The sequence below is a fragment of the Nocardia canadensis genome (assembly GCF_032656385.1).
GTDB lineage: Bacteria > Actinomycetota > Actinomycetes > Mycobacteriales > Mycobacteriaceae > Nocardia > Nocardia canadensis.
The window spans coordinates 224,035-248,666 of sequence record NZ_JAVCWB010000008.1 but is presented as its reverse complement, the minus strand read 5'-3'; the positions used below and the strand labels follow the sequence as shown (position 1 = coordinate 248,666).

Sequence of the window (24,632 nt, the reverse complement as noted above, 5' to 3'; positions counted from 1 at the left end):
GGGGTCATGGTCCACGGCCGGTCAGCCGAGTTGCCCTTCTCCGACGTCCGGCACGGTCGCGCGTGCCGCCGCGCTCGGATGAATCATCCGGTCGAGCCGCACAGCGACGTAGCCGAGAATCGACACCGACCCGGCGACGAGCAATTCGAATCCGCTCAGTGGCTCGGTCCCGAGTATCTCGCGCAGCGGGGGCAGATAGAGTCCCGCGAGTTGAAGGGCCGAAGCGGCAGCGACGGCGACCAGGAGCAGCGGATTGTCCAGCGAACCGATCCGAGTGCGCGACCCTAGTGCGACTCCCAATTGAATGGCGCCCAGAGTGAAGAAGACCATGCTCTGCCAAGGTCGGTCGGTGTGCTGTGCCCACACCCCTACTCCCAAGGTGACCGCTGCCAGCACCACCGTGATTCGCAGGACCCGTTGCCAGAGTCCGGCGCCGAGAATGCTCTCGGAGGGAGGCCGCGGCCGCAGCGACATCGCCGCCGGGTCGGCGGGCTCTCCTCCCATGGCGACGCCGGGAAGTCCGTGGGTGAGCAGGTTGATCCACAGGATCTGAGCCGGGAGCAGGGGCAGAGCCAAACCGAGGAACGGGCCTGCGAGCATCACTGCGATTTCCGCCGCTCCGCCCGAGAGCCCATAAACCAGAAAACGCCGGATGTTGGCATAGACCCGGCGCCCCTCTTCCACCGCGACCACCACAGTGTCCAGGTCATCGTCGGCGAGCACCAGATCGGCGGCCTGGCGGGCCACTTCGGTTCCCCGCCCGCCCATGGCGACACCGATGTCGGCACGACGCAATGCGGGGCCGTCGTTGACGCCGTCACCGTTCATCGCCACGATCTGACCGTCCGCCTGGAGCGCTTCGATGATGTCGAGCTTCTGGCCGGGCGTCGCACGAGCGAACACCGTGCCGCCCGACAGTTGGGGCTCGGACAGATGGCGACAGTCGACCACGCTGTCTGCGCTGCCGATGATCCCGAGATCGATGGCGATCGAGCGCGCGGTCCCTGGGTGATCGCCGGTGATGACCACCGGCCGGATTCCGGCCCGCCGACACGCCGCGATGGTGCCGGCGGCGGCCTTCCTCGGCGGATCGACGATGGCGACGAGTCCGAGCAGGTGCAGGTGCTGTTCGAGTGCGTGGTCGGCTCGGGGCATGTCGGTGTGGTCGGCTGCGGCGACAGCCAGAACCCGGAATCCCGCTTCGGCCAGTTCGGTCGCCCAGCGAGAGGCCCGTTGGACGACAGCGTCGCCGTCGAGCAGAACTCGCGAGTTCAAGATCACTTCAGGGGCACCCTTACAGATCACCCGATGCCGGCCGTCGGGTTGCTCGTGCACAGTTGTCATCCGCTTGCGATCACTGTCGAAGGGAAGCTCGGCGCGGCGCGGGTACTGGGCGGTCAAGGCGTCGTGATCGAGCCCGAGACGTGCCGCGGCGGCCAGCAACGCGGCTTCGGTCGGATCACCCAGGGCGCTCCAACGGCCGGGTTCGGGCGTCACCAGGCGGGCGTCGTTGCACAGTGCCGCAGCGGTCAGCAGATCCGTCACGTCGGCCCGGTGGACCGGCCGCAAGCGTTCCTGAGCCTCGTAGATCGCGCCGTCGGGCGAATAGCCGATACCGACGATCTCGGCTTCCCGTTCCGGGGTCCACAGCTTCCGCGCCACCATCTGCCCCTCGGTCAAGGTGCCGGTCTTGTCGGTGGCGAGCACCGTGACCGACCCCAGGGTCTCCACCGCGGGCAGTCGCCGGATCAACGCATGCCTGCCTGCCATGTGCCGGGCCCCCAGGGCCAAGCCGAGCGTGACGACGGCGGGCAGGGACTCAGGGACCGCGGCCACGGCCAGGCTGATCGCGGTGACCACCATCAACTCCACCGACACACCACGGAGGAGTCCCAGTACGAGCACGACAACGCACAGGGCCACCGTCACCCCGGCCAGCAGTCGTCCGACATCTCGCAGACGCCGCTGGAGCGGCGTCGGTCCGGTGCCGCGGTCCATCAGATGCGCGATCCGTCCCGTCGCGCTGTGCATTCCCACGGAGGCGACCTCACCCCGCCCTCGACCGCGGACGATGACGGTCCCCGCCGAGAGGTCGTCCCCGGCGACTTTGTCGACCGGCATGGATTCGCCGGTCAGCGCCGATTCGTCGACCATCATCGCGGCCGCCTCGCGGGCCCTGATATCGGCCGGGACGATATCTCCTTCGGCGAGGACGACGACATCGCCGACAACGACCTCGGTCGCCGGGATCTCGCGTTGGATTCCGTCCCGGACAACCCGCGCGATCGGTGCGGTGAGCTCGGACAACGCGGCGATCGCGCGGTCGGCCCGCACTTCCTGGCTGATACCGACAACGCTGTTGACGATGATCACCAGCAGGATCACCGCCATGTCGGTCCAGTCCTGTGTCAGAGCGGTGAGTGCCGTCGCGACCAACAGCACCACGACAAGCGGATCGCGAAGCTGTCGCCCCACACGTTCCCGAAGACGGACAGGAGGGAGCGTCGGCAACGCGTTGGGGCCGTCTTCGATCAGCCGCTGTGCCGCCTGCGCAGACGACAATCCATCTGCCGTGGCCTTCGCCGGATCGCCGCCATGTCGATGCACGCCAGTCTCCTTCGCTGTAGTCCCTACCCTCGACCGAGGTCCGACACGATCACCGCCGAGCGGACCCGCGGGGCCGCCGTCGTCGCCGGTGGTGAGTTCGGACCTCGGTCATCGCCTGTTCGCGTAGCGCGCGCCGACGGCGAGCGCGGCCAATGCCACCATCCCGCTGACAACGATCAACCGATTCACATCAACCGTCGGCTGCCACCGCACCCGCCCGTCGCGGACGACGAAGGCACCGACCGGCTTCACCGCGATGCCGAAGCCGGCGCCGGATCCCTTCTCGCCATCCGGGTCTGACCCGCCGCCACCGGCACCTCCGGAGATCGCGGCGACACCGATCACCGTCGTTCCGTCATGCTCCACCGGCGGGGCGTACACACGTTCGACCGACATCGCTTCTTTCACGGTTGCGACCACGTCATCGAATCTCATCGGGTTTCCTCCGCGCATCCGCAGGGCCGGTAATCGTTCCGCGCTGTTGAACACTGTCTTCCGATTCGACCACCCGTCCTCGGCGGTCGACGGGGACCGCCGACCCTGCCTCGGGTGCCGTTCGTTGTCTCATGTCAGGCATCAGTGGATGACCGACGCGCGCCTGGCCGCGCGATGATCAACGGGCACTCGATGCCGTGCAGAACCGCGTGGGCCACCGAGCCGAGAACGGCGTCGGACAGCCTGGCGCGGCCGTGACTGCCGACGACCGCCAGTTGAGCGCGGGAGGCTGCGGCGAGAATCGCGTTGGCGGGTCGATCCTCGACGACGATGCGATCGACCTCCACGTCGGGATAGTTCTCAGCGAAGCCGGCGAGGCTCTCGGCGAGCCTCGCCGCGGCAGTGGCCCGCAACGCGGCGGGCGACTGCGAGCGGCCGAATTCAGACCAAGCGTGCACCGCCCGCAGCACGACCCCACGACGGGCGGCTTCGTCGAAGGCGATGGCGAGCGCCGCCATGCTGCGGGCCGTCCCGTCGACTCCGACCACCACCGGGCCGTCCCGTGGGACCGCCGATTCGGGAATCACCGCTACCGCGCACCCGGCGTGTCCGGCGATCGACGAGCTGATCGAGCCGAGCAGCGTCCGGCGGAACGCGCCGAGGCCGCGGCTACCGACGACGAGCAGGCGCGCAGATTCGCTGCGGTGGCGGAGCGCGGCACGCGCTGAGCCGAGGACGACTTCCGAGGTGATCGTGACCTCGGCGATCGGCGCCGTCACCACCACTGCCTCGGCCGCCGCCGACGCGACGATCTTCTCACCGTCGCGGCGTAGTGCCTCGAGATCGAAGTGCGGACCACCCAGACCCGGACCGGAATCGACCGGGACATCGACAGCGCAGACGAGCACCAGTGAGACTCGATGGTGGGCAGCGTATTCGGCGGCCCAGCGCAATGCCCAACCTGCTTGTTCCGAACCGTCGACGCCGACGACAACCGGCCCCGGATGCGCGACAACGCTCATAGTCGATTTCCCTTCCGCTGCTGCCAGCATGCGTGCACCGCCGGGCGGGCGACAGGGGCACACGACTCACGTCGGGGGGCCATTCGTCGTTCGTGTCCTCGTCAGCCGGGCGACGGCATGTCATGGTCACCGCCGCGTCGATGACGGGGCTAACGAGGGCGTGACCTGTGGCGATCCAGGAGGGTCTTCCGACCCTGTTCGCTTCGTTCCCTGGACGCGCACAGTCGAACGGTGAGTCGCGCACTCCGCGCGACCGGAGGAGGAAACACGCGATGCTCGGATACCAGATCCATCAGATCCTGCACGCCATGATGATGCTGATGCACGAATGGGGCGTCTTCCCGCCGATGGAGCCGATGTAGCCACGGCTCGCGGTACGGATGACGTTCACGAGGGCATCGCCCACGCCATCCAGCCGAGGGCGATTATGTCCGACTGCGAACACGACCGTCCACGACCTGGGCGAGTCACCAGCCGCGGCCGCGCTGGTCGTTGCGCGATACCTGTGTCGTAATGCCGAAGGTGGGATTGCCCAGCTCATGCGATCGCGACTTTGTGCCTGATTCGGCGACGCCGATGAACGCCGGGACCCCGACCAGGTCTGCTGTCCGGCTGCTTCGTACTGCCACCGTGCTGGATTGATCGATTCCGACGGTGTCAGGAGCCGCTCGGTACGGCGACAACGGAGCCGTGGACCTCGCAGGTAGCCGCGAGGGTGTTGTACACGGTGCCGTACCCGGCCAGATTGCGCTGCAACAGGTCCAGACGTCGTTGGGGCTCGTCGGTGACCAGTCGCAGCTGGTAGGTGAACTCGGTGAACTTCGGCGGGACGTCCTGACGACGGGCGGTCACTTGTACCTCGGCGCGTTGGTAGCTGAACGACAGCAGATCTTCCGCACGCGCCAGGTTCTTCAAGAGGCAAGCCGCCAGTGCCGCAGCCAGCAGGTGCGCCGGACCCGGGAGCCCTGACGGCGGCTTTCCCCAACTGGCGTCCAGATCGATAGTTTCCTGGCCGGTGTGCACCTGAGCGGGCCCGGCCCCGGCAATCGAGGCGGCAGTGACGGTGTAGATCGTCGGCGCGGCCGACGACGTCGTGGTATCGGCGTTTTGCATGCCCCGAGCTTGTCGCACGGCCGTGCAGACCGGCCAGGGTCCGACGTCACCAGTCCAGGGGCGCTTCGGCCGTGTCGCCGCACCTGGACAGGGCCATACGATCACCCCATCGACGACGAGACACGCCACGCACCACGTGGAAGGGAGCCGAGATGACAAGCAAGGACTATCCGGAGATCAACGACCACCTGCGCGCGGTCATGAACCAACTCGGTCGCGAAATCCCCTCGACCATGCGGTCTTTCGGCGGACTACACGCTGCCGCAACCGGTGCGGGAGCGCTCACCGGTGCGACAAAGGAATTGATGGCCCTGTCCATCGGCATCGCCGTGCACTGCGACGGCTGCATCGCCTACCACGTCCACGACGCCATCGCCGCGGGCGCCACCCACGCCGAGGTCGTCGAAACCATCGGCGTGGCGATCATGATGGGCGGCGGCCCCGCGGTCGTCTATGGCTGCGAGGCGTTCGAAGCCCTCGAACAATTCGAAACCGCCGCCCGCCGACAACGCTGAGCTGTGTAATCGCATCCGACTAGGACTGTGATCAGCAGCAGCGCCATCGGGGACGCCAGATCGATCGCCCCACCACACCCGAACGGCGACCTTGCCGGCACGGGCGCCGACCCACTGGAGCCCGATCAGAATCGACATTGTCGAGTTTCTGTGGAGGTTGACCAAAACCACGTCAAATCTTCGGGTATGAGAAGAACTGAACCGATTTGGGACCGCTTCCGTCTTTGAGGAAGATGGTTTCGTCTCATGTCGAAGCGTGTACTCACCAGAGGTTCGCGAGAAGGCCGTGCGTCTGGCTCTCGAACGGCTCGATGAGTAATCACCACGCACCGCCTCGGTCTTGCAGAGCCCGATCGTGGTCTCGGCGAGCGGATTGCCGAAGGCGTCCCCAACCGAGCCGATCGACGGGAGGATCCCCGAACGAATCAGTGTCTCAATGTCTTTCACTGACGCGTATTGAGATCCGGCGTCGCTGCGGTGAATCGTGGACCCGGTCCACGGCCGTCCCTGACGCCCCCGCCGCGCGGCAGATTGCCGGATCGCCGACTCCACGAACGCGGCCTGTTTGCTGGGCGAGCATTCCCAGCCCGCGATCCGCCCGGCGTAGGCGTCGACGACGAACGCGGTGTAGACGAACCCGCCGCTGACCAATCGCAGGTAGGTGAAATCGGCGACGACCAGCAGATTCGGAGCCGGAACCCGGAAATTCCGGTCCACCAGATCCGCCGCCCGCGTCCCGCCCGGTTCGGCCTCGGTAGTGCGAATTGCCTTGCGCCGCGACACACCCCGCCATCCGTCGACACGGATCAACCGCTCCGCCGCGCTCCGGGCGACCGGGATGCCTTCGCGTCGCAGATGGCCGCCCCATATCTTCTCCGCGCCATAGAGCGATTCGGGTTTGCGACGACCATGCTCGTCGGGTTCGTAGTAGCCGGCGAGGGTTTCGGTGATCGCGGTGTCCCACAGCGCCCGCTTCGACGGTGGCCGCGACAGCCAGGCATAGAAGGTTCACGGGGGCGATCTTGCCGCCGTGCGCGGTCAGCGCACGGCAGATCGGAGCGACCCCGAATCGAGCCTGATGCTCGGCGATGACGCGCAAACTACTTCTGTCGCGGGCCGCTCGCCCGCGCGAAGACACTCGTTGCCGCCGAGCGGATTTCGATAATCTGCTCGAGCTCGGCGAACTTGCGCTTGTGCTCGCGGGTGATCCGGGCCGCCTCGGTCGAAACGCCCTCGGACTAACCCTCATCGATCTCGGTTTGGCGGAACCACTTCCGCGGCGTCTCCGCGGTCATCCCCCACCGGGACGACACGGCCTTGATCGCCGCCCGCTCGGTGGCGTAGTCCTCACGGTGATCGAGAACCAGCCGCACTGCCTTCGCACGGGTCGCTGCATCGTACTTCGCTGGCATGATCTGCCCATCCGCCCTGCCGCGGGCGCTGGCCTGCACAACAGAAGAATGTTCGACAACCGCGTCACCCCCGGTCACACCGCTCCGTGGACACTCCGCTGCGCCGACATCCGAAGCCTGTGTCGTCGATTGAGCGGCGATTCAGCAATTGGGCGCGATGGCATGGAGTCGGTCTACGACGACGTCGAGGGTTTGGAAGAAGTTCTCGATCTGATCTCGAGTGAGTCCGTCGACAAGCGCCGCAGCCATTTCATTGCGCTGTGCTCGTAGCTTCTCCACGAAGGCGGTGCCGTGTTCGGTGAGTGTCACCAGTGCGGCGCGGCGGTCGGTCGGGTGCGGTCGGCGTTCGATGTAGTCGTCGGCGGCGAGTCCATCGAGTAGGCCGGTGACGTTGCGGGGGCTGACTTCGAGAAGATCGGCCAGTGCGCGTTGGGTGAGTGATCCGTGGTGGTGGAGCCGCCATAGCAGCCGTGCCCTGGCTTGCGTGAGGCCGCGCTCGGCCATGCCGCGATCCATCATCGCGCCGAGGACTTCGGTCAGTTCGAACAGTTTGTCCGTCGCGGCACTAGCGGTGTTGGCACCACTCACATTATCGTGAAGTGACTTCACTATGTATCGACCTCCTTACTAGCCAGTGTAGGCGAGGCGATGCCGTACAGAAAGGCGATGTTGGTTATGCCGCAGCGAATGAAGAGTCGTCCGGTCTTCGCCCAGTTCTACGCGAGCGTGGCCGTGCCCGGTCTGGAGCGGGCGGGGGTGAGCAAGTTTCGACAGCGGCTCACCGAGAAGCTGACCGGTGAGGTCCTCGAGATCGGCGTTGGCCCAGGTGCGAGCTTCCCGTTCTATCCCTCGACGGTGACCCGGCTCGTAGCGGTCGAACCGGAACCACTGCTGCGCCGCAGGGCTGAGCAGGCCGCTGTGGCGGCACCGATCAACGTCGAGGTGATCAGCGGTGAGGCGGAAAATATTGCGGTGGAGGATAATTCGTTCGATGCGGTCGTGACCAGTCTGGTGCTGTGTTCGGTGCCCGACCAGTCGGCCGCCCTGAGCGAGATCGCCCGAGTCCTCGAGCCGGGCGGGACGCTGCGGTTCTTCGAGCACGTCCGATCCGAGTCGGCGCGGATGCGGCGAGCGCAGCACGTCCTCGATGCCACGATCTGGCCCCCGCTCAACGGCGGCTGCCACACCGGCCGCGACACCCTGCGCGCCCTCGCCGACGCACGCTTCACTGTCACCGAATGTGAGCGAGTCCGGTTCCCCGACACCAGTTTTCCGTTCCCGGCGGCCGAACACGTCCTCGGCACCGCCGTGTTGCGCGATCGGCGTCCGTCGTGACCGGCCCCGTGATGCCCGAAGCCTCGCCCGGAGTATCTGGCGCCGCCGAAATGTCGGTCCAACTGCTGGAACGAATGCTCGACAGACTGGGAGAAAACGCGCACGCGGCAACGGTTTTCGGTGCGCCGGTCACCGTCGACGCGGTCACGGTGATACCGGTCGCGCGGGCAGGGTTCGGCTTCGGCGGAGGTCTCGGGCGCGAATCCGGTGCCGACAAGGTCGGTGAAGGCGGCGGGATGGACGTGCGGCCGTTGGGCTTCATCGAAATGCGCGACGGCGTCGCTCGCTATCGTCCGATTCGCGACCCGTGGGTCGATGTCGTGGTCCCGCTAGCCGCGATCGCCGCCGGATTGGGCGCCCCGAGGTTGTTTCGCGCAGCCCTTCGACTGCGCAGGACGCGACGCCGCTGCGGGCCCGTGTCGATGCCGGGCCGTACGCCCGTCAGGCGGATGCGAAGGCGAGGGGGAGTTCGGCCAGGCGCCATTCGAGCATTCCGTCGTGGAGGCGGATCGCTCGGCGACCATGGTCGGTGAGCAGGCGCACGGCATCGTGGGCCAGTACGCAGTACTCGCCGCGGCAGTAGACGACGATGTCGGTGTCGCCGGGGAGCTCGGCGATGCGGTCGGCCAGCTGGTCGACGGGGATGTTGACCGCAGCGGGGATGTGGCCTGCCTGATATTCCGGCGCGGGGCGCACGTCCAGGACGATGATGTCTCCGGATTCGGCGCGGGCCAGCAGTTCCTCGCGGGTCATCTCCGGGCTGTCCGCGGGACCTAGGTAGCTCTCGCGGGCCGGCGCCACAGCAGGCTGGTGAGCTTCGGCGACCTTGCGCAGCAACGCGAACAGTTGCGCCACGTCCTCACCGGCGAGGCGGTAGTGGATGCGCACCCCTTCACGGCGGGTCGCGACGAATCCGGCCTGCTTGAGAGTCTGCAAGTGCGCCGACGCGGTCGTGAGGTTCAGCCCGGCAGCGGCGGCGAGCGATTCGACACTGCGCTCCCCCTGGGCCAGCAGATCGAGCAGCTCGAGTCGTTTGCCGCTGCCCAGAGCCTTACCGCTGGCAGCGAACGACTCGTACAGCGCCGCCTTCGCGGCGGTGCGATCAACACTCACGGCTCCTCCAATCATCTGTGGAATATGGTACGTGCCTGCATCGCGGGCGTGCCGAGTGCCACGGAGAGTTGTCTTCCATGAAACCATGGAATAGTCTCTACTATATTCCATGGTTGATTGGAATATCAGCACGGAGACGAGCAGCGACCGAGGAGTACGCGATGCCCACCGACTTCACCCTGATCCCTGTCATCGATGAAGGACTGGGCAACTCGACCTATCTGCTCGACCTCGGCGACGGGCGCGCTCTGGTCATCGACCCGGAACGCGACGTGCGGCGGGTGCGGGCCGAAGCTCGCCGTCACGGCCTGCAAATCGCCTATGCCGTGGAGACCCATCTGCACGCGGACTTCATCTCGGGCGTACGGGAACTCGCCGAGACCGAGGGTGCCATCGTCATCGCCCCGGAAGTCGGGGCTCGCGGGTTCGCCGTGACCGCGCTCGCCGACGGCGAGACCGTCGCCGTCGGCGCGTTCGTCCTCGAAGCGCTCGCGACACCGGGGCACTCGCCCGAGCACCTGTCCTACCTGCTGCGCGATGCGGATCAACAGTTGCAGGGTGTGTTCACCGGTGGCTCGCTGATGGTCGGCACCGCCGGGCGCACCGACCTGGTCAGCCCTGAGCAAACCGTCCCCCTCGCCCGAGCGCAGTACCACTCGCTGCAGCGATTGATGGAACTGCCCGACGACACCCAGGTCTGGCCCACCCACGGCGCAGGCTCGTTCTGCTCGGCAGCCACCGGCACCGACCGCACCACCACCATCGGCCACGAGCGTGCGACCAATCCGCTGTTGCAGGTCGACGGCGAGGACGCCTTCGTCGAGGCCCTGCTCACCTCGCTCGGAACCTTTCCCGACTACTTCCTGCGCCTCGGCGAAATCAACCACCAAGGCCCCGCCGTCCTCACCGACTACCCCACCCTGACCCCGCTGACCAGCGACCAGGTCAGCGAACTGATCGCCGACGGCGCGCAGATCGTCGACGCCCGCCCGGCCGCCGATTTCGCCGCAGGCCACATCCCCGGAGCACTGTCGATCACCCTGCGGCCGGTGTTCGCGACCTGGCTGGGCTGGCTCGCCGACCCCGACCGGCCCGTGATCATCGTCCGCGACCGCGCGCAGGACAGCATCGACATCGCTTGGGAGGCAGCCAAAGTCGGATTCGACACCCTTGCCGGTGAACTCGCCGACGGGATGAGCGCCTGGAGCGGTCCGGTCGAGAAGGCGCAGCTGGTCGGCGCCGACCAGCTCGCCGCACACCCCGCTCCGACCGTGCTCGATATCCGCCAGCGCGGCGAGTACCTCGCCGGCCACGTGCCCGCCGCCCGAAACCTCGAACTCGGCACTCTCGCTGCCCATCTGGTCGATGTTCCGGCCGGGCCGCTGGCGGTGATGTGTGGGCACGGCGAACGGGCCATGACCGCAGCCAGCATCCTGGAACGCAGTGGCCGCACCGACATCCGCATCCTGGAAGGCTCACCCGCCGACTACGCCGCCGCACTCGGCCAGGATCTGGCGGCCGGAGCATGAGCCTGCGCCCGAGCGTGCGGACCCCTGTTCTCGGCCTGCGGGAGAACGCCGCCCAGTTCACGCTGCTGGTCGCGGTCAACGCGCTCGTCGGTGGCATGGTCGGCCAGCAGCAGACCGTGCTGCCGCTGCTGGCGGAGTCCGAATTCGGGCTCACCGGTTACACCTTCATCTTCACCTACGTCGCCGCGTTCGGGATCACCAAAGCGATCGCGAACTACTTCGCGGGCACCTTCTCCGACCGCTACGGCCGCAAACCCGTTCTGCTGATCGGCTGGCTGTTCGCGATCCCGGTGCCGCTGATGCTCATCACCGCCCCCAGCTGGGGGTGGGTCGTGGCCGCGAACGTGCTCCTCGGCATCAACCAGGGCCTCACCTGGTCCACCACCGTCGTCATGAAGATCGACCTCGTCGGCCCGAGCCGGCGCGGACTGGCGATGGGCCTCAACGAAGCCGCCGGATACGGTGCGGTCGCGATCAGCTCCCTGCTCGCCGGATATCTCGCCGAACACTTCGGGTTACGCCCTGCCCCGTTCCTGCTCGGCCTGGCCTACACCGCACTGGCCCTGGCCATCTCGGGCTTCTTCATCCGCGAAACCCGCGACTACGCCCGCCTGGAAGCCGCCGCGCACACTCCGCGAGCCGACGGCCTGCACGACCACCTCCACGCCGACCTGACCGACCGCCAGATCGCGATCGCGACCAGCGTGACCGAACCCGCGCTGTCCTCGGCCAGCCACGCCGGACTGGTCAACAATCTCAACTTCGGGTTGTCGTGGGGACTGTTCCCACTACTGTTCGCCACCGCGGACTTGTCCGTGGGCCAGATCGGGCTGTTGTTCGCTCTCTACCCCGGGGTGTGGGGCGCCGGACAACTCCTCACCGGAGCGCTGTCGGACCGGTGGGGCCGCAAGCACCTCATCACCGGCGGCATGACCCTGCAAGCCGCCGCGCTGGCGATCATCGCCACCAGCGACGGGTTCACAGGATGGGCTCTCGGCGCCGTCTTGCTCGGCGCCGGAACCGCGATGGTCTACCCGACACTGCTGGCGGTGATCGGCGATGTCGCGCATCCGCTGTGGCGGGGGCGCGCGGTCGGGGTGTACCGGGTCTGGCGCGACCTCGGCTACGCGGTCGGCGCGATCCTGGGCGGCATCGTCGCCGACCTGCTCGGCCTGCACGCCGCCGTCTGGGCCGCCGCCGCCATCAGCGCTGCCACCGCGCTGATCGTCGGGGTCCGCATGTATGAAACCCATCCCCCGGCCCATCGACAACCCTCCTGACACCTACCGGTACCGCTGCCCTCGTTCGCGCCATCACGCGACCGAGGGCAGCGCCGTATCCCAGGTCTTGCGCGTCCGCTATTGAAAGCGCACACTTACGCAAGTGAAGGCTTTCAAAGATGTGGATCTCGCGATTCTCGGCGATCCGACCCGCAAGGCGATCTTCGAACGACTCGCCCGGCGACCGTCGTCGGTGGGCGAACTGGCCGAGTCGCTACCAGTCACCCGCCAAGCGGTGTCGCAGCATCTGCGTGTCCTGAAGGAAGGCGGTCTCGTCGTGGCGACGCCGGAGGGCACCAAGCGCATCTACCGCATCAATCCCGCAGGCCTCGCCGCGATCCAGGCCTATTTTCAGAACATCTGGGACGAGGCGTTGACCGCTTTTCAGAAGGCCGCCGAGCAGACGGCGACCGACCCCGAACAGGAGAATCGACCATGACCAGCACCGGACAACTGAACGTCCTGGAAGGCACAGCCACCGTCGCGATGACACCGGAACGCGCGTTCGCCTTCTTCACCGAATCCTTCGGCCGCTGGTGGCCTGCGGCCTATCACATCGGCACGTCCGAGATGGCCGACGCGATCCTCGAACCCGGCGAGGGCGGACGCTGGTACGAACGCGGTGTCGACGGCACCGAATGCGACTGGGGCCGGGTACTGGCGTGGGAGCCACCGCACCGGCTCGTGGTGACCTGGCAGATCAACGGCCGCTGGGAATACGACCCCGACCCTGCGCGGGCCAGCGAGATCGAGGTCCGCTTCACCGCCGACGGGCCGGAGCAGACCACCGTCACCCTCGAACACCGCCACCTCGACCGGCTCGTCGACGGCAAAGCCATCCAGGACACCATCGTCGAACGCGGCGGCGGCTGGAGCACCCTGCTCGAACTGTTCGCCGAGACCGCGCAATCACCGTCCTGACACTCGTCCGAAACTCCTGACCAAATCAGGGGTTTCGACCCCCGGCCAACGCCGCCGCCGGCAACACCACCGAATCCGAGGGCGCGAGCGCGGCCAGCAACCCGGCGGCGAGCAACGCGATCCCGGACGCGCCCGCGACCAGCAGCCGACCAAAACGGTCAACGAGCCACCCGGTCAGCGGCGAGGGCGGATACATCGCACCGACATGGACCGCGATCACCATGCCCGCAGCCGCTGTGCCGTGACCGTGGGCGAGCATGTACACAGAAGAGCACCAAGATGGTCGCGACCAGCACCGCCGACACCGCCCGACCACCGGTGCGCGGTGGCCGCCAGCTCCGCTCCGGCATACCGGGCCTGCAGATTGGTGGCTGCGCCCACGCCGTAGACGAACAACGCGACGAACAACAAAGCCGGATTGTCGGCCACCGCTGCGGCGATCATTCCGACACTGCCGATCGCGCCGAGATGGCCTGCACTCACCCCGCCCAGTACGGAACCCACTCCTCGCCCGGTTCATCGGCTTCCGACTCACCAAGCCGACCACGGGGGACGACAGACCGCTGCCAAGGCCTGACATGCGAGAGTGCACCATGGCCATGTCACCTGGGGCGCCCACGCTCGCCGTCGTCTCCGGTCCCCCGGGATCGGGGAAATCCACGCTCGCCCACGCCCTGGCCGACAAGATCGGCGTTCCGGCGATCATCCGCGACGAGATCAAGCAGGGCATGGTCGCCGCCACCGGTCCGCGCGACACAGGTTACGGAGACCTCGACATCCCCGCCCTGCACGCCTTCTTCGACACCCTCACCGTACTCGCTCGCGCAGGCGTCACCGTCGTCGCCGAAGCGGCATTCCAGGACAAACTCTGGCGCCCCAACCTCATACCGCTTACAGCGCTCGCGCAGGTCCGCATCATCCACTGCACCTCGCCACAGCATGTCCGTCGCGACCGCATCGCCCATCGCGCCAACCGCGATGTTCACCGACGCGCACACAACGACGCCGACATCCTCGCCGAGATCGCCACCGGAACCCGCACCGCCGACTCTTTCGTCGCGGTGAATTTGGACGTCGCGCAGATGACGGTCGACACCACCGAGGGATACCAGCCGGGTCTGGATGCCATCGTCGGCTTCATCATCGCGCCGCCAGGCAACTGATCCGACAGCCACCGGCTTGCCCCGCCGCGCGTCCCTGGAAAACCGACACAGGTCGATCCCGGCGAGACGATGCACAGGCCGGCGGCCAACAACGGAAGCTGATCTAGATTCGCTGCGACAGTGCAGGATCGGTCGCAATGAAGGTGGCCTGGCCTGGCACAGTGTCGTGTCGTCGTCGGGTGGGCTGCTCGCCGAGCGTGGAGAAATGGGAGGCAATGAAGATTCAGGTTCCGTTGCAGATGTACGTCCGGACGGCACCCACGAGCCGTTGTTTCCGAGTCACTCGGTCCACGACATTCGAGTCTCAGACAGCGCCTACCGGTGGTCGAAGCTCCCGCGAATCTTCCTGCGGCTCGAGCACAACACCGTGGCCGAGATCGTCCAGAATTCGATGGACGACCCGGACGCACTGGCGTTTCGATCATCCGGCGCTCTGCTGGAAGGAACCATATTCGGCGGACTCTACCTCGCCCCGCTCCTGGGCAGTCTTTCACCGAACGTTTGGGGAATCGGCGCCACGCGTCTCGGACAGATCATCGTCTATACCCCTTCGCCGGTCGCTCAGGACTCCTTCTCCCAGATGACCGCGGTTGGTGGCTGCCGATCCGTGCGCATCCAGCTATGCCGTACTTTGTCCGCTCAGCAGCTTTTCTGCGTACGCGTCCAACAAATCGTCCTCGTCGTCGGGGAGCCCCAGGACGCGGGCCGCGGCTGGGAAGTCCCAGTCGGTTACCCGCTCCCGGACGGCGACACGGCCGAACGCGTTGTAGCGCTCGAAGTCGACGAGGACGTCGCCGTCGTACGACGCTGCACGTGCGGAGTAATCGTTGTGACCGAAAAAGAAGGTGCCCGGACACCGGATGCCGCCCAGCGCCAAGACCTCGCCTCCGGTGGCACCATCGGCACACTCGATCTCCGTCGCGGCGACCACGGAGTAACACGGCCTGCACACCAGCGCCCCACTCACCGACAATCTGCCCAGGACGAACAGCACTGCCCCTTCCTCCAGTACGAGGTCCCCATCGACCTGAACGTCGCCTGCGACAACATGGACCGCGTTCCCCGGCACCAGGACAGGTCCTGCGAGTTCGTGCCGGTCGGCTGACGGATACGCCTCTACCAGAACCCGCAACACAGCCCATCGATAGTGCTCCGGACCGTCGAGCCAGTCCCACGACGTTCCGCTGTCCAGCCGGGCGGGCGGCTGCTGCATTCGCTGGTCGAGCTCGTCGACCGTGACGCCATACTGGGCTGCGTCCTGGATGAACAGTGCGTCATCGATGAGTGATGCCCTGACGCGGGCGTACGCGTCCTTGACCTGCTGTGCCGAAAGCGGGAAGGCTGCGGGCTGCCACAGAAGGGCACGCGAGGATCTGACCATCCTCCGAAGCTATCAATGCAGAGTGGCGAAACAACGGTACATCCACGTAACCGCATGCCTAAGGGTTGTCCCGTAAGCCGTTGAGCAGCAGCAGGTATCGTGCCAACGATGGTGATCGGCGGCTGATCCGGTGATGGTGGAGTTGTTCTCCGGGCTGCGTCCACGCACGTTCGCTCGTCTGATCACCCGGTTGCGGTGTGACGGCGCTGATCGGCCGTTGCGGGGTAGGCCGTGGGGGCGTGCCGCAACGTGGTGGTGATCGCCGACGGCGGTTACCAGGGCACCGGGCTGATCATTGCGCACCGCCGGGCACCCGGTGCCGAGCTGTCGGAGTGGAAACAGGCCGACAACAAGTCCCACCGCAGAGTCCGTGCCCGTGTCGAACACGTCTTCGCCAGGATGAAGACCTGGAAGATCCTGCGGGACTACCGCCTACGCGGCGACGGACACTCTGGCCGACCTCGCCCACACCCACTAACGCAAACGAGCACACCGGATCCGGCGCGACTATCCCGGACTTACGGGATAACCCTTAGGCCCTCTAGAGTGAGTAGTCGAGTATCGCGCGGGCGAGGGCATCGCTGTCCTCGAGCATCGCCATATGCCCGACTCCGCGAAGGTATCGGAGCTCGGCACCCGGCACCGCCTCGTACTGGTGTGCCGAGGCCGGGTCCCACCGGGGGTCGGAATCCCCGAAGATCACGAGGAGGGGCTTCCGGGTGGCGATGAGGCGCTCGGGCACAGTCCCCGCGGCGATGTAGTCCATGTTGGCGGCGAGAATCGCGCGGAACGTTCGATAGGTCGTCCTTCGCAGATCGGCTACAGCTGTGTCGGGCACCGTGATCGGGGCCGCCGCAGTCGCTGCCAGTCCGCGGCGGATCATCGAATCGGTACGAATCGCCCACACGAGCGGGCCGAAAGGTGGCGAGGCGAGCGCCTTGATGATCGCCGGCTCGGGCAAGAGCGCTGTGAGGCTCGGCCCTGTGCTGACCAGGACCAGCTCGCCGACCAGGTCCGGGCGACGCTCCACGAGGGCGGTAGCGACGTATCCCCCGCTGGAGTGACCGACCACCTTCAGATTCCGGAACCCGAGCTCGTCCAACACTGCCGCCGTCCGATCCGCCTGCTGTGGAACGGCATACGTGGACGCCGGCTCCGATCGGCCGCATCCCGGAAGGTCGATCGTGATCACCCGATACGCCGTGGTGAGCATTGGCACCACCGGCGACCACGTCGAACCGGTTGCGCCCGAACCGTGGATGAGCAACAAGGGCGGTGCCGCCGGGTCTCCGTCGATGACAACGTGCAACCCGTGGACTGTCGTTTCATTGCGCGTCCGGGCGGGGCTCGATTCGTTCATGCCGACAGCTTCGTCGCGGGCTCGTCGCACCGTCTTGTACGAATGTCACGTTGTCCCGATCCGGCTAGCCTGGGATGCATGAGCGCAACTGGCCTACTGGACTGGAGCCGGGTCGAGGTCGCTGTCCCGGCCGGTCGCCCGACTCCAGGAGTCCGGATGGCGGGTTTCCGTTACTACGACATCGGCCCCGTGGACCTCACGATGATCCCGCATCCCTCGGTCACGATCCTGCTGGATCTCACCGAGCACGGAGTCGCCTACACCAGCCCCGGAGGTTCGGTCGCGGGGAGCGCGGTCATCGGACTCCGTGCCGGCGCCTTACGAATGACCAGCGCGGGGGCCGGCGAAGTCTTACAGATCCGCCTGTCCCCCGTCGCCGCAGCAGCGATTCTCCGAGACACCGAGATGATCGGCGGTACCGTGACATCGTTGCCGCAACTGTGGGGCAGCAGCGCCACCATCTTGACCGAGCGGCTCCGTTCGACACCGTCGTGGGACGACCGTTTCGCCCTCACACGCGCCTTCCTTCGAAGCCGGGCGCCCGGCGAATTCGCGGTAGCACCCGAATTCGTCTACGCCTGGGACCAGACGGTCCGGAGCAGAGGGCAGCTGCGCATCGAGACAATCGCCACCGAGACCGGCTGGACCCGCCAGCGACTCTGGTCCCACTTCCGGAACCGGATCGGAGTCTCGCCCAAGCGGATGTCCGAACTCGTCCGCTTCGACCATGCCGCCCACCTGCTGGCGGCAGGTCGCTCGCCCGCAGATGCCGCGGTCGAGGCAGGCTATACCGACCAATCCCACCTTCACCATCGCACCAAGGCGATCGCCGATATGACCCCGCCCCGCGTCGCCGGCGCACCGTGGCTCGCGATCGACGAAACTGCGTGGCCGACGAGCTGATCCCGCAGCCGACCGTACAACAACCGCCGGCCCGACGGGCACGAGACCGCCTCGGCCCGCGAGCCTGGCGTGCGGCCCGCGTCGGTCAGACCGCGCTTCGCGCCAGCAACGTCCCGAGCGCGCGCATGGCCTCCGCGGTCGCCCACTGGGCTTCCGCCTGCGCGAGGGCAGCATGCGCCTGTGCCTGAGCGATCACGTTCCGCCGCTCCGCGCCGCTCACCGCGTCGCCGGCGGCAAGGCCACTGAGCAGCGCCTCGGCGCGCTCATTGTGAGTGGTGTAGTCATCCATCGCTCAATTCTCGCACCCCTGGAACTGCGGGCGAATTCGGCAACCACACGCGGGACATGATGTGCGCCGGAAGAATTGCGGACATGCAATGGCCGAGCCGAGGATCGCCGCATGGCGACCTCGACCATCACGATCGCACTGATGTACTCCCTCCGTGAAAGCCGACCTGGTCGGTTCTCGTGGCCGCGGAAGCGGCACAAAGGGCTCGGGTAGTTCGCTCGCGCGAAGGATCGGTGTCGACAGTCAGCATGGTCATCGCCTGCAGGCCCCGTGTAGTGCAGATCGTGCAACGCAATGCCGCGGGCGGCTCCCGGCTCACATGCCGGTCGCCGCCCGGCGGGGGTTGCTATTACACCGGCTACTCGCAAGCCCTCCGGCACGTCAGACGACCGACCTGGGGCGCACTACACAGGCAGGCAGAAACGTACGTAGAACCTCTCGATCGCCAGCCCTGGTCGATACGGTCGCGAATCGGCCTGTCGAGACGCATTACCACTTGTTGACGTGGAGCACGGTCTCGAGCGGGGCGCGTTTGGCGAGCTTGAAATCGGTGCCCTTCGTGTACGCGACAGGCAACAGCACGCCCTGCCGGACACTCCCGGGAATTCCCAGTGCCTCGGCAACCTCCCGTTCGTACTCCAGATGCAGTGACGTCCAAGCTGATCCGAGGCCCCGTTCGCGCAGCGCGAGCGCGAGGCTCCAGGCAGCGGGAAGCAGCGAGCCCCACAGACCGGCCTGGTTACCCTCCGGCAGCTGCCCACCCGGCACGTGGATCGCACCGATGACCAGCACCGGCACCTGCTCCATCACCTCCGCCAGATAGGTCGCGCTCGAGGCCACCTTCTCCGCGGTCTCGAGATCCTTGGGCGGCTTCGCTGCCCGTGCTGCCGCACCCGCCGCGGCGTAGGCGGTGTAGGACTTGCGGTAGTACTCCGCGACGACCTTCTTGGGCTCGGGATCGGTCAGCACGATCCAATGCCAGCCCTGCATGTTGCTGCCCGACGGCGCCTGCAGCGCCACCTCCAAAGCGTCGGTGATCACCTCCAGCGGCACCGGCCGTTCCAGGTCGAGCCGTTTGCGCACTGACCTGGTCGTGGTCAGTACCTCGTCGGCAGACAGGTCGAGATGCGGGAATTCGACGGTCATGGCCTCTCCAATCATGCAGTCGGTCTGGGGATCGCAGCGTCATTTGGTCGGCGGCGCGCTTATCACGATTGCGGCGATCCGTTCACGGGCCTCATCATCGCCGATCGAGTCGGTCATCCTGGCCGTCACGGTGCCGATACACACACAGAGACGGCACATGACGCCAGTCGACGCAACTCTTTGATCCCGGCCGTCGGCGGCCAGGGCCTTGACGGGGAGACGGCTGGAAAGGCGGGCTCTCCCGTCCATACATGAGCTTCATGGTGTCTGCTGACCATTTACTCGCCTTCACGGCCATGTCGTTCTTGCTGATCGTGATTCCCGGTCCCTGCGTGCTATTCATGGTCGGGCGGGCACTGGCGCATGGACGCCGCGCCGCGTTGACCACGGTTGCGGGGAACACGCTCGGCGCCTGTGTGCTGGTTGTGGCATTCGGGGTCGGGACGGTCGTGGAGCGCTCGGTTCTCATCTTCACGGCGCTCCAGCTGGCGGGCGCCGCTTACCTGGTGTTTCTCGGCGTCAAGGCATGGCGGGAGCGTAAGTCGCTGCACGCGGCGGTCACCGGAATCGGTGGCGCGCAGGGTGGTCTGCGGACGTTTCGGGAAGGGTTCGCGGTCGGCGTGACCAATCCCAAGACCATCGTGTTCTTCGCCGCCGTGTCGCCGCAGTTCGTCGACCGCGGTCAGGGTCAAGTCGCGGTGCAGATGCTGCTGTTGGGCTTGGTCTTCGGTATCATTGCTGTTGCCTCTGACATGGTGTGGGGGCTGCTCGCGGCCACTGCCCGGGACTGGTTCGTGCGCTCACCGCACAGGCTTTCGGTGGTCGGTGGGATCGGTGGGCTCACCATGATCGGGCTCGGTGTCACCGTCGCCGCGACGGTCTTCAACCAACGCAGCTCCAAGCCTCTGACGACACGACGGGACTGGCCCGGTCAACTTCGCTTTCGCGTCGCCACGACGGCGGTCGCCACGCCCACCGCGGTGAGTACCGCGATGCCCAGGGCCATCCAGCGCGCCGAATCGACCATCGAGTCCTCGCCGATCCGGATCAGCGTGCCGGCGATCGCCGCGCTCACCGCATAGGTGTTCGAGAGCCTGCCCGAGGACCACATGCCCAGCAAGCGCGACTGGAATCGCATCTCCAGGCGGGGGCACGACCACCGCGAATCGCGCCGCCGCGAAATCGAGCAGGTGCAACGCGAACTCACCGACTGCATCGGCTGCGGCTGCCTGTCACTGCGCCGCTGCTACGTCCTGGACCCGAGTGACGGTCTCGCCGAGAGCGGCCCAGGCCCGCAGCATCTGTTACACCCCGAAACGCCAGGCGAGTAGCCGATTCTCGCCGGTGCGTGCCACGTGAAGCACGCACGTGCAGCCCGAAACCGACTTCGCGGTCTTGGCATCACCGGCGCCAGCCGAGTCGCAGCTTCACCGGGGCAATGCCCCGGCTGCCGCAAATCCTCGCTGCAGCAAGGATTTAGCCCAGTTCTGGCACGTGAATACGCTCCTGCAATCGCCGGCTGCTCGATTGGGTGGCGTGGAGGAGAATGGTCGCACAATCAATTGCGTGTATTGCCGGTCTGATGTTAGTGTGATGCGTCCGAGTTCGACGTGGTGCGAGAGATTGGGAGGTGAGTTGATGATCGCGGTGATGACCGCTGCCCTGTGCAGCGCCCGGACCATCCTCACGTCCCGGGTTCCGGTCTGACCGATTTCCATCGCTGATAGCGCGAGCCGTGCGGCTCGTAGCCGCGATGGATTCGGCGTTCGAGCCGGAGCTCCCTTTTTCCAAGGGTCTCACTATGTATTCCTCTTCTCTGTCCTCATTCGATTTATCCGCGCTCGGTTGGGACGACTCGTTCGCCGCGCTGTTCGCAGCCCATGCCGTCGATGGTCTGGTTCCGGCTCGCATCGTGCGGGTCGACCGCGGCCGCTGTGACACATTGACCGCATCGGGTCCCGTCCGCGCGGTCAGCACGGCCGTGACCTCCCTCGACCCCGCCCACGCCGTGTGCACAGGCGACTGGGCGGCGCTGCGCATGGAGCCGGAGCCGGAACTGGTGGCACTGCTGCCGCGGCGCAGCGCGATCACCCGGGCCTCGGCGGATCGAACATCCCACCAGCAGGTCTTGGCGGCCAACGTCGACACCGTCGCCATCGCTGTCTCGCTCGCAGTACCGCTGAACGCGGGGCGGGTCGAGCGGCTACTGGCGCTGGCCTGGGACAGCGGCGCGCAACCGGTCGTCGTTCTCACCAAAGCCGACCGCACCAACGAGCCCGACGCAGCCTTGCTCGCTCTCACCTCGCTGGCACCCGGCGTGGACATCGTCACCACCAGCGCCACGACAGGTACGGGTCTGGCCCTACTGTCGGAGGCGGTCACGGGGACCACGGTCCTGCTCGGCCCCTCGGGTGCGGGAAAGTCCACCCTGGCAAACGCCCTGCTCGGTCGAGAACACATGGGCACCAACGCAGTTCGGGCTGGCGACGGCAAAGGCCGGCACACCACCGTGCATCGCGAGTTGCTGCCGTTACCCGGCGGCGGGGTGCTCATCGACACTCCGGGCCTGCGGGGTATCGGTTTGCAGGATGCCACGGACGGCGTGGAGCGGGTCTTCGCCGAAATCGAGGCCTACGCCCGCGACTGTGCCTTCGGCGATTGCGAACATCGCAGTGAACCAAGCTGCGCCGTACAAGAAGCCGTAGTCGCCGGCATGTTGGATGTGGACAGGCTCGACCGGTACCGCAAGCTGCTACGCGAAAGCGAACGGGCCGCGGCCCGCGGCAGCGCCCGCGAGTCGAGCAAGCGCACTAGAACCAAGAAGGCGATCACGCGGGATCTGCGCGCGACCTATCGATTCCGCGACCGCCAGCGCGAACGCTGACGCCGATTGTGGCAGCACGCATCCGGGGACCGCCCGGCTGCGCCGTCTGGCCGCGGCTGGCACTTCAGCCCGCAGATCTGCAGCACTGCTCGTCGAGTAACTCACCCCCCGAAACGGAGAAAACTGTTTTGCGCACCCACACCAACTGGATCACTCGCGCCGAGACCGACGGCGATATCCCCGTGATCCGCGAGATCAACCTCGCCGCGTTCGACACCGCCGAGGAGGCCGACCTCGTCGACGCTCTGCGCTCCGACCCGGCGTGGATAGACGGCCTTTCCATCCTCAGCGCAAGCCCCGACGGCCAGCCCGTCGGCTACGCACTGCTGACGCGCTGTCACGTCGATGACACCCCGGCGCTATGCCTGGGACCGTGCGCTGTTCTGCCCGAATACCAGAAGACCGGGGCAGGATCCGCCGCGATCCGTGCCGCGCTCGAGGCCGCTGAGCAGGCGGGCGAGCACTTCGTGGTCGTTCTCGGGCATCCGACCTACTACCCGCGGTTCGGGTTCACCCGCGCCTCGGAGTACGGCATCCGGATCAGTATCGATGTCCCCGACGAGGCATTGATGGCACTGGGCTTCGACTCCGAACAGCTGCCCAGCGGCACCGTCCGCTACGCAGCACCCTTCGGCATCTAACCCGAGCAGAGACACTCCGCTCCGCCCATCTCGTTGCCCTGGGCTGGCCTGCAGACGTACGGGCAGCCGCCAGCCCAGGGCGCGTCCCCTGCCTCCGAGAGATTCCCGCATGACACATCCCCCATCCCAACCCGTCATCGACGCCATTTTCGCGCTGCACCACAACCTGCCCCGGCAAGGTCCCGGATCCGACGAGACCACCCGCCACCTGCTTCGCCTGGCAAACCACGGCCGGCCCCGCCCGCGGGTGCTCGACGTTGGTTGCGGGCCAGGGCGGGCCGCGCTGCTACTCGCCGCCGAAGCCGATGCGCATGTTGTCGCCGTGGATCTGCATCAGCCGTTTCTCGACGAGCTCGCAGGCACCGCGGCCGAGCAAGACCTGAGCGAACGAATCTCAACCGTCAACTGCTCGATGGACCGGCTCCCGTTCCCCGACCACAGCTTCGACATCATCTGGGCAGAAGGCGCGGTCTACAACATCGGTTTCGGCACTGCCCTGCAGGCATGGCGTCGGCTACTGGCCCCCAACGGGGTTCTGGTCGTTACCGAGATCGAGTGGTCGACCGCCACTCCAGCGCCACCGACGAAAACCTTCTGGGCGGGCTCTTACCCGCTGCGAACAACCGAGGAAAACAGGGCCGCGGCACAGTCCGCCGGGTATCGGGTGAGCGCCCACTATCCGCTACCCGAAAGCGACTGGTGGGACGAGTACTACACGCTGCTGAGCGAACGCCTCGACACCGCCGACCCGACCCGACCGGGCATGGCCGAGGCCATCTCCACCCAGCGAGAAGAGATCGCCCTGCGCCGCGAATACGGAGCCGACTACCGATACGCCGGCTACGTCCTGCATCCGGCCCACCCCGTCGGCACCGGGAGCAATGACATCCCCGGGCCCCGGCCGGACCGGTGATCATGGCACAACCGCCGCGGCCGGTCCTCGGCCGAAGTCTCGGCGCCCTTCCTCGCCACGACACCGTCGTACTCACGGCAAGCTCCGTAGGTGCCATGAGAACGGTCCGCCAGGCAAGCTCCGCCACGCCCACTAGGTGCTCAGCAGCGGATCGAGGCCAGCACGCTGTCGACGGACTGTTCGGCCACCTGGTCACTGAGGGGCCGGTGACCGAACAGCACGCGGTAGTAGAGCGGTGCGGCCAACGCATCGAGGACGAAATCCATGTCGATATCTGGCCGCACCTCGCCCCGTTCAATCGCGGAACACAATGTTGCGGCCGTGGTTTCGCGCCGCGCATCGAAAATGCGGCGGCGAAATTCGGCGGATAGTTCGGGGTCGGCGGCGAGATCGCCGACCACGGCAGGCAGGGCACGCCCCAATGCAGTCCCCGACAGCGAACGCACCAAGGTTGTCAGCCCCGCGACCAGATCCGCGCGGAGATCTCCGGTATCAGGGGTTGGCGAGACGCCCATCTGACGGGCTAGAGCATCAACGACCAGGTGCCGTTTCGACGGCCAACGGCGATACACGGCCGGACGGTGGACACCGGCTGCGACAGCCACCGCCCCCATGGTGAGCCGCTGATATCCAGTCGTGCTCAACAGTTCGAGCACAGCGGCCATGACCG

Annotated in this window: 26 protein-coding genes and 3 pseudogenes; 15 read left to right on the top strand and 14 right to left on the bottom strand. The window is 66.8% G+C overall.

What is annotated here, in order from left to right:
• Positions 1 to 21: 21 nt before the first annotated feature.
• From Q7X29_RS14860 to Q7X29_RS14845, 4 genes are all read right to left on the bottom strand, one after another.
• Positions 22 to 2,607 carry a cation-translocating P-type ATPase gene (locus Q7X29_RS14860; protein ID WP_316574427.1) on the bottom strand — a complete coding sequence of 862 codons (2,586 nt, stop codon included), beginning with the start codon at positions 2,605 to 2,607 and terminating at the stop codon, positions 22 to 24.
• 108 nt (positions 2,608 to 2,715) lie between these two features.
• Entirely contained in the window at positions 2,716 to 3,042 is a 327-nt protein-coding gene (locus tag Q7X29_RS14855; RefSeq protein ID WP_316574426.1) for a spore germination protein GerW family protein, read from the bottom strand.
• A 134-nt stretch (positions 3,043 to 3,176) separates the two neighbouring features.
• Positions 3,177 to 4,064, bottom strand: a complete 888-nt coding sequence (locus Q7X29_RS14850) for a universal stress protein (protein ID WP_316574425.1) — start codon at positions 4,062 to 4,064, stop codon at positions 3,177 to 3,179.
• A 657-nt stretch (positions 4,065 to 4,721) separates the two neighbouring features.
• Positions 4,722 to 5,177 carry an OsmC family protein gene (locus Q7X29_RS14845; RefSeq protein ID WP_316574424.1) on the bottom strand — a complete coding sequence of 152 codons (456 nt, stop codon included), beginning with the start codon at positions 5,175 to 5,177 and terminating at the stop codon, positions 4,722 to 4,724.
• 152 nt (positions 5,178 to 5,329) lie between these two features.
• Here Q7X29_RS14845 and Q7X29_RS14840 point away from each other — a divergent pair, with 152 nt between their 5' ends.
• Entirely contained in the window at positions 5,330 to 5,692 is a 363-nt protein-coding gene (locus Q7X29_RS14840; protein ID WP_316575360.1) for a carboxymuconolactone decarboxylase family protein, read from the top strand.
• 318 nt (positions 5,693 to 6,010) lie between these two features.
• On the opposite strand, the pseudogene Q7X29_RS14835 reads toward Q7X29_RS14840, so the two are convergent.
• Together Q7X29_RS14835 and Q7X29_RS14830 are read right to left on the bottom strand one after the other, a co-directional pair.
• Positions 6,011 to 7,104: pseudogene (locus tag Q7X29_RS14835) on the bottom strand (IS3 family transposase); the annotation flags it as partial.
• Positions 7,105 to 7,245: 141 nt separating this feature from the next.
• Positions 7,246 to 7,713 carry a MarR family winged helix-turn-helix transcriptional regulator gene (locus tag Q7X29_RS14830; protein WP_316574423.1) on the bottom strand — a complete coding sequence of 156 codons (468 nt, stop codon included), beginning with the start codon at positions 7,711 to 7,713 and terminating at the stop codon, positions 7,246 to 7,248.
• Positions 7,714 to 7,791: 78 nt separating this feature from the next.
• On the opposite strand from Q7X29_RS14830, the gene Q7X29_RS14825 reads away from it, so the two are divergent.
• The gene (locus Q7X29_RS14825) at positions 7,792 to 8,439 is read left to right on the top strand and encodes a class I SAM-dependent methyltransferase (protein WP_316574422.1); all 648 of its coding nucleotides are present in this window, start codon (positions 7,792 to 7,794) and stop codon (positions 8,437 to 8,439) included.
• A gap of 11 nt (positions 8,440 to 8,450) precedes the next feature.
• A complete protein-coding gene (locus Q7X29_RS33075) occupies positions 8,451 to 8,972 on the top strand; it encodes a spore germination protein GerW family protein (protein WP_394358718.1) in 522 nt (173 codons plus the stop codon).
• On the opposite strand, the gene Q7X29_RS14820 is transcribed toward Q7X29_RS33075, so the two are convergent.
• Positions 8,881 to 9,552 carry an ArsR/SmtB family transcription factor gene (locus Q7X29_RS14820; RefSeq protein WP_308248517.1) on the bottom strand — a complete coding sequence of 224 codons (672 nt, stop codon included), beginning with the start codon at positions 9,550 to 9,552 and terminating at the stop codon, positions 8,881 to 8,883. The two genes, Q7X29_RS33075 and Q7X29_RS14820, sit on opposite strands and share 92 nt — an antisense overlap.
• Before the next feature lie 161 nt (positions 9,553 to 9,713).
• On the opposite strand from Q7X29_RS14820, the gene Q7X29_RS14815 reads away from it, so the two are divergent.
• From Q7X29_RS14815 to Q7X29_RS14800, 4 genes are all read left to right on the top strand, one after another.
• Positions 9,714 to 11,081 carry an MBL fold metallo-hydrolase gene (locus Q7X29_RS14815; protein WP_316574421.1) on the top strand — a complete coding sequence of 456 codons (1,368 nt, stop codon included), beginning with the start codon at positions 9,714 to 9,716 and terminating at the stop codon, positions 11,079 to 11,081.
• Positions 11,078 to 12,361 carry an MFS transporter gene (locus Q7X29_RS14810; protein WP_218718987.1) on the top strand — a complete coding sequence of 428 codons (1,284 nt, stop codon included), beginning with the start codon at positions 11,078 to 11,080 and terminating at the stop codon, positions 12,359 to 12,361. Before Q7X29_RS14815 ends, Q7X29_RS14810 begins: the two co-directional genes overlap by 4 nt.
• Before the next feature lie 103 nt (positions 12,362 to 12,464).
• Positions 12,465 to 12,800, top strand: coding sequence for an ArsR/SmtB family transcription factor (locus Q7X29_RS14805; RefSeq protein ID WP_218718986.1), 336 nt, complete (start codon positions 12,465 to 12,467; stop codon positions 12,798 to 12,800).
• Positions 12,797 to 13,282, top strand: coding sequence for an SRPBCC family protein (locus Q7X29_RS14800; protein WP_316574420.1), 486 nt, complete (start codon positions 12,797 to 12,799; stop codon positions 13,280 to 13,282). Before Q7X29_RS14805 ends, Q7X29_RS14800 begins: the two co-directional genes overlap by 4 nt.
• A gap of 25 nt (positions 13,283 to 13,307) precedes the next feature.
• Here Q7X29_RS14800 and Q7X29_RS14795 read toward each other — a convergent pair whose 3' ends face one another.
• Both Q7X29_RS14795 and Q7X29_RS14790 read right to left on the bottom strand, forming a co-directional pair.
• A complete protein-coding gene (locus Q7X29_RS14795) occupies positions 13,308 to 13,505 on the bottom strand; it encodes a hypothetical protein (protein ID WP_316574419.1) in 198 nt (65 codons plus the stop codon).
• Positions 13,499 to 13,786, bottom strand: a complete 288-nt coding sequence (locus Q7X29_RS14790; protein WP_316574418.1) for a hypothetical protein — start codon at positions 13,784 to 13,786, stop codon at positions 13,499 to 13,501. The genes Q7X29_RS14795 and Q7X29_RS14790 overlap by 7 nt, the downstream gene beginning before the upstream one ends.
• A gap of 89 nt (positions 13,787 to 13,875) precedes the next feature.
• On the opposite strand from Q7X29_RS14790, the gene Q7X29_RS14785 reads away from it, so the two are divergent.
• A complete protein-coding gene (locus Q7X29_RS14785; RefSeq protein ID WP_316574417.1) occupies positions 13,876 to 14,445 on the top strand; it encodes an AAA family ATPase in 570 nt (189 codons plus the stop codon).
• A gap of 619 nt (positions 14,446 to 15,064) precedes the next feature.
• On the opposite strand, the gene Q7X29_RS14780 is transcribed toward Q7X29_RS14785, so the two are convergent.
• Positions 15,065 to 15,826 carry a hypothetical protein gene (locus tag Q7X29_RS14780; protein ID WP_316574416.1) on the bottom strand — a complete coding sequence of 254 codons (762 nt, stop codon included), beginning with the start codon at positions 15,824 to 15,826 and terminating at the stop codon, positions 15,065 to 15,067.
• Positions 15,827 to 16,081: 255 nt separating this feature from the next.
• Between Q7X29_RS14780 and Q7X29_RS14775 the strand changes: the two are divergent.
• A pseudogene (locus tag Q7X29_RS14775) lies at positions 16,082 to 16,273 on the top strand (transposase family protein); the annotation flags it as partial.
• 94 nt (positions 16,274 to 16,367) lie between these two features.
• On the opposite strand, the gene Q7X29_RS14770 reads toward Q7X29_RS14775, so the two are convergent.
• Positions 16,368 to 17,186 (bottom strand): alpha/beta fold hydrolase, encoded by an 819-nt coding sequence (locus tag Q7X29_RS14770; RefSeq protein WP_316574415.1) that lies wholly within the window; start codon positions 17,184 to 17,186, stop codon positions 16,368 to 16,370.
• 78 nt (positions 17,187 to 17,264) lie between these two features.
• Here Q7X29_RS14770 and Q7X29_RS14765 point away from each other — a divergent pair, with 78 nt between their 5' ends.
• Positions 17,265 to 18,089, top strand: a complete 825-nt coding sequence (locus tag Q7X29_RS14765; protein ID WP_255587936.1) for a helix-turn-helix domain-containing protein — start codon at positions 17,265 to 17,267, stop codon at positions 18,087 to 18,089.
• An 85-nt stretch (positions 18,090 to 18,174) separates the two neighbouring features.
• Here the strand turns inward: Q7X29_RS14765 and Q7X29_RS14760 are convergent, their stop codons facing one another.
• On the bottom strand, positions 18,175 to 18,378 hold the full coding sequence (locus Q7X29_RS14760; RefSeq protein ID WP_316574414.1) for a hypothetical protein: 204 nt from the start codon (positions 18,376 to 18,378) through the stop codon (positions 18,175 to 18,177).
• 489 nt (positions 18,379 to 18,867) lie between these two features.
• Positions 18,868 to 19,524, bottom strand: a complete 657-nt coding sequence (locus Q7X29_RS14755; protein WP_316574413.1) for a nitroreductase family protein — start codon at positions 19,522 to 19,524, stop codon at positions 18,868 to 18,870.
• A gap of 260 nt (positions 19,525 to 19,784) precedes the next feature.
• Here Q7X29_RS14755 and Q7X29_RS14750 point away from each other — a divergent pair.
• The 5 genes and pseudogenes from Q7X29_RS14750 to Q7X29_RS14730 form a co-directional block, all read left to right on the top strand.
• Positions 19,785 to 20,402, top strand: a pseudogene (locus Q7X29_RS14750) (LysE family translocator); the annotation flags it as partial.
• Positions 20,403 to 20,633: 231 nt separating this feature from the next.
• The gene (locus tag Q7X29_RS14745; protein ID WP_316574412.1) at positions 20,634 to 20,855 is read left to right on the top strand and encodes a MerR family transcriptional regulator; all 222 of its coding nucleotides are present in this window, start codon (positions 20,634 to 20,636) and stop codon (positions 20,853 to 20,855) included.
• A 470-nt stretch (positions 20,856 to 21,325) separates the two neighbouring features.
• On the top strand, positions 21,326 to 22,408 hold the full coding sequence (gene rsgA, locus Q7X29_RS14740; protein ID WP_218719069.1) for a ribosome small subunit-dependent GTPase A: 1,083 nt from the start codon (positions 21,326 to 21,328) through the stop codon (positions 22,406 to 22,408).
• 128 nt (positions 22,409 to 22,536) lie between these two features.
• Positions 22,537 to 23,049 carry a GNAT family N-acetyltransferase gene (locus Q7X29_RS14735; protein WP_218718978.1) on the top strand — a complete coding sequence of 171 codons (513 nt, stop codon included), beginning with the start codon at positions 22,537 to 22,539 and terminating at the stop codon, positions 23,047 to 23,049.
• A gap of 109 nt (positions 23,050 to 23,158) precedes the next feature.
• Positions 23,159 to 23,962, top strand: coding sequence for a class I SAM-dependent methyltransferase (locus tag Q7X29_RS14730; RefSeq protein WP_316574411.1), 804 nt, complete (start codon positions 23,159 to 23,161; stop codon positions 23,960 to 23,962).
• Between the two features lie 140 nt (positions 23,963 to 24,102).
• Here the strand turns inward: Q7X29_RS14730 and Q7X29_RS14725 are convergent, their stop codons facing one another.
• A complete protein-coding gene (locus Q7X29_RS14725) occupies positions 24,103 to 24,627 on the bottom strand; it encodes a TetR/AcrR family transcriptional regulator (protein WP_316574410.1) in 525 nt (174 codons plus the stop codon).
• Positions 24,628 to 24,632 lie beyond the last annotated feature (5 nt).

Excerpts from the sequence above, each read along its gene's own strand:
- Q7X29_RS14855 (WP_316574426.1), bottom strand. The coding sequence starts at position 3,042 with ATGAGATTCGATGACGTGGTCGCAACCGTGAAAGAAGCGATGTCGGTC.
- Q7X29_RS14850 (WP_316574425.1), bottom strand. The coding sequence starts at position 4,064 with ATGAGCGTTGTCGCGCATCCGGGGCCGGTTGTCGTCGGCGTCGACGGT.
- Q7X29_RS14845 (WP_316574424.1), bottom strand. The coding sequence starts at position 5,177 with ATGCAAAACGCCGATACCACGACGTCGTCGGCCGCGCCGACGATCTAC.
- Q7X29_RS14840 (WP_316575360.1), top strand. The coding sequence starts at position 5,330 with ATGACAAGCAAGGACTATCCGGAGATCAACGACCACCTGCGCGCGGTC.
- Q7X29_RS14825 (WP_316574422.1), top strand. The coding sequence starts at position 7,792 with ATGAAGAGTCGTCCGGTCTTCGCCCAGTTCTACGCGAGCGTGGCCGTG.
- Q7X29_RS33075 (WP_394358718.1), top strand. The coding sequence starts at position 8,451 with ATGCCCGAAGCCTCGCCCGGAGTATCTGGCGCCGCCGAAATGTCGGTC.
- Q7X29_RS14815 (WP_316574421.1), top strand. The coding sequence starts at position 9,714 with ATGCCCACCGACTTCACCCTGATCCCTGTCATCGATGAAGGACTGGGC.
- Q7X29_RS14810 (WP_218718987.1), top strand. The coding sequence starts at position 11,078 with ATGAGCCTGCGCCCGAGCGTGCGGACCCCTGTTCTCGGCCTGCGGGAG.
- Q7X29_RS14800 (WP_316574420.1), top strand. The coding sequence starts at position 12,797 with ATGACCAGCACCGGACAACTGAACGTCCTGGAAGGCACAGCCACCGTC.
- Q7X29_RS14795 (WP_316574419.1), bottom strand. The coding sequence starts at position 13,505 with ATGGTGATCGCGGTCCATGTCGGTGCGATGTATCCGCCCTCGCCGCTG.
- Q7X29_RS14785 (WP_316574417.1), top strand. The coding sequence starts at position 13,876 with ATGGCCATGTCACCTGGGGCGCCCACGCTCGCCGTCGTCTCCGGTCCC.
- Q7X29_RS14780 (WP_316574416.1), bottom strand. The coding sequence starts at position 15,826 with ATGGTCAGATCCTCGCGTGCCCTTCTGTGGCAGCCCGCAGCCTTCCCG.
- Q7X29_RS14770 (WP_316574415.1), bottom strand. The coding sequence starts at position 17,186 with ATGAACGAATCGAGCCCCGCCCGGACGCGCAATGAAACGACAGTCCAC.
- Q7X29_RS14765 (WP_255587936.1), top strand. The coding sequence starts at position 17,265 with ATGAGCGCAACTGGCCTACTGGACTGGAGCCGGGTCGAGGTCGCTGTC.
- Q7X29_RS14760 (WP_316574414.1), bottom strand. The coding sequence starts at position 18,378 with ATGGATGACTACACCACTCACAATGAGCGCGCCGAGGCGCTGCTCAGT.
- Q7X29_RS14755 (WP_316574413.1), bottom strand. The coding sequence starts at position 19,524 with ATGACCGTCGAATTCCCGCATCTCGACCTGTCTGCCGACGAGGTACTG.
- Q7X29_RS14745 (WP_316574412.1), top strand. The coding sequence starts at position 20,634 with ATGCCCAGCAAGCGCGACTGGAATCGCATCTCCAGGCGGGGGCACGAC.
- rsgA (WP_218719069.1), top strand. The coding sequence starts at position 21,326 with ATGTATTCCTCTTCTCTGTCCTCATTCGATTTATCCGCGCTCGGTTGG.
- Q7X29_RS14730 (WP_316574411.1), top strand. The coding sequence starts at position 23,159 with ATGACACATCCCCCATCCCAACCCGTCATCGACGCCATTTTCGCGCTG.
- Q7X29_RS14725 (WP_316574410.1), bottom strand. The coding sequence starts at position 24,627 with ATGGCCGCTGTGCTCGAACTGTTGAGCACGACTGGATATCAGCGGCTC.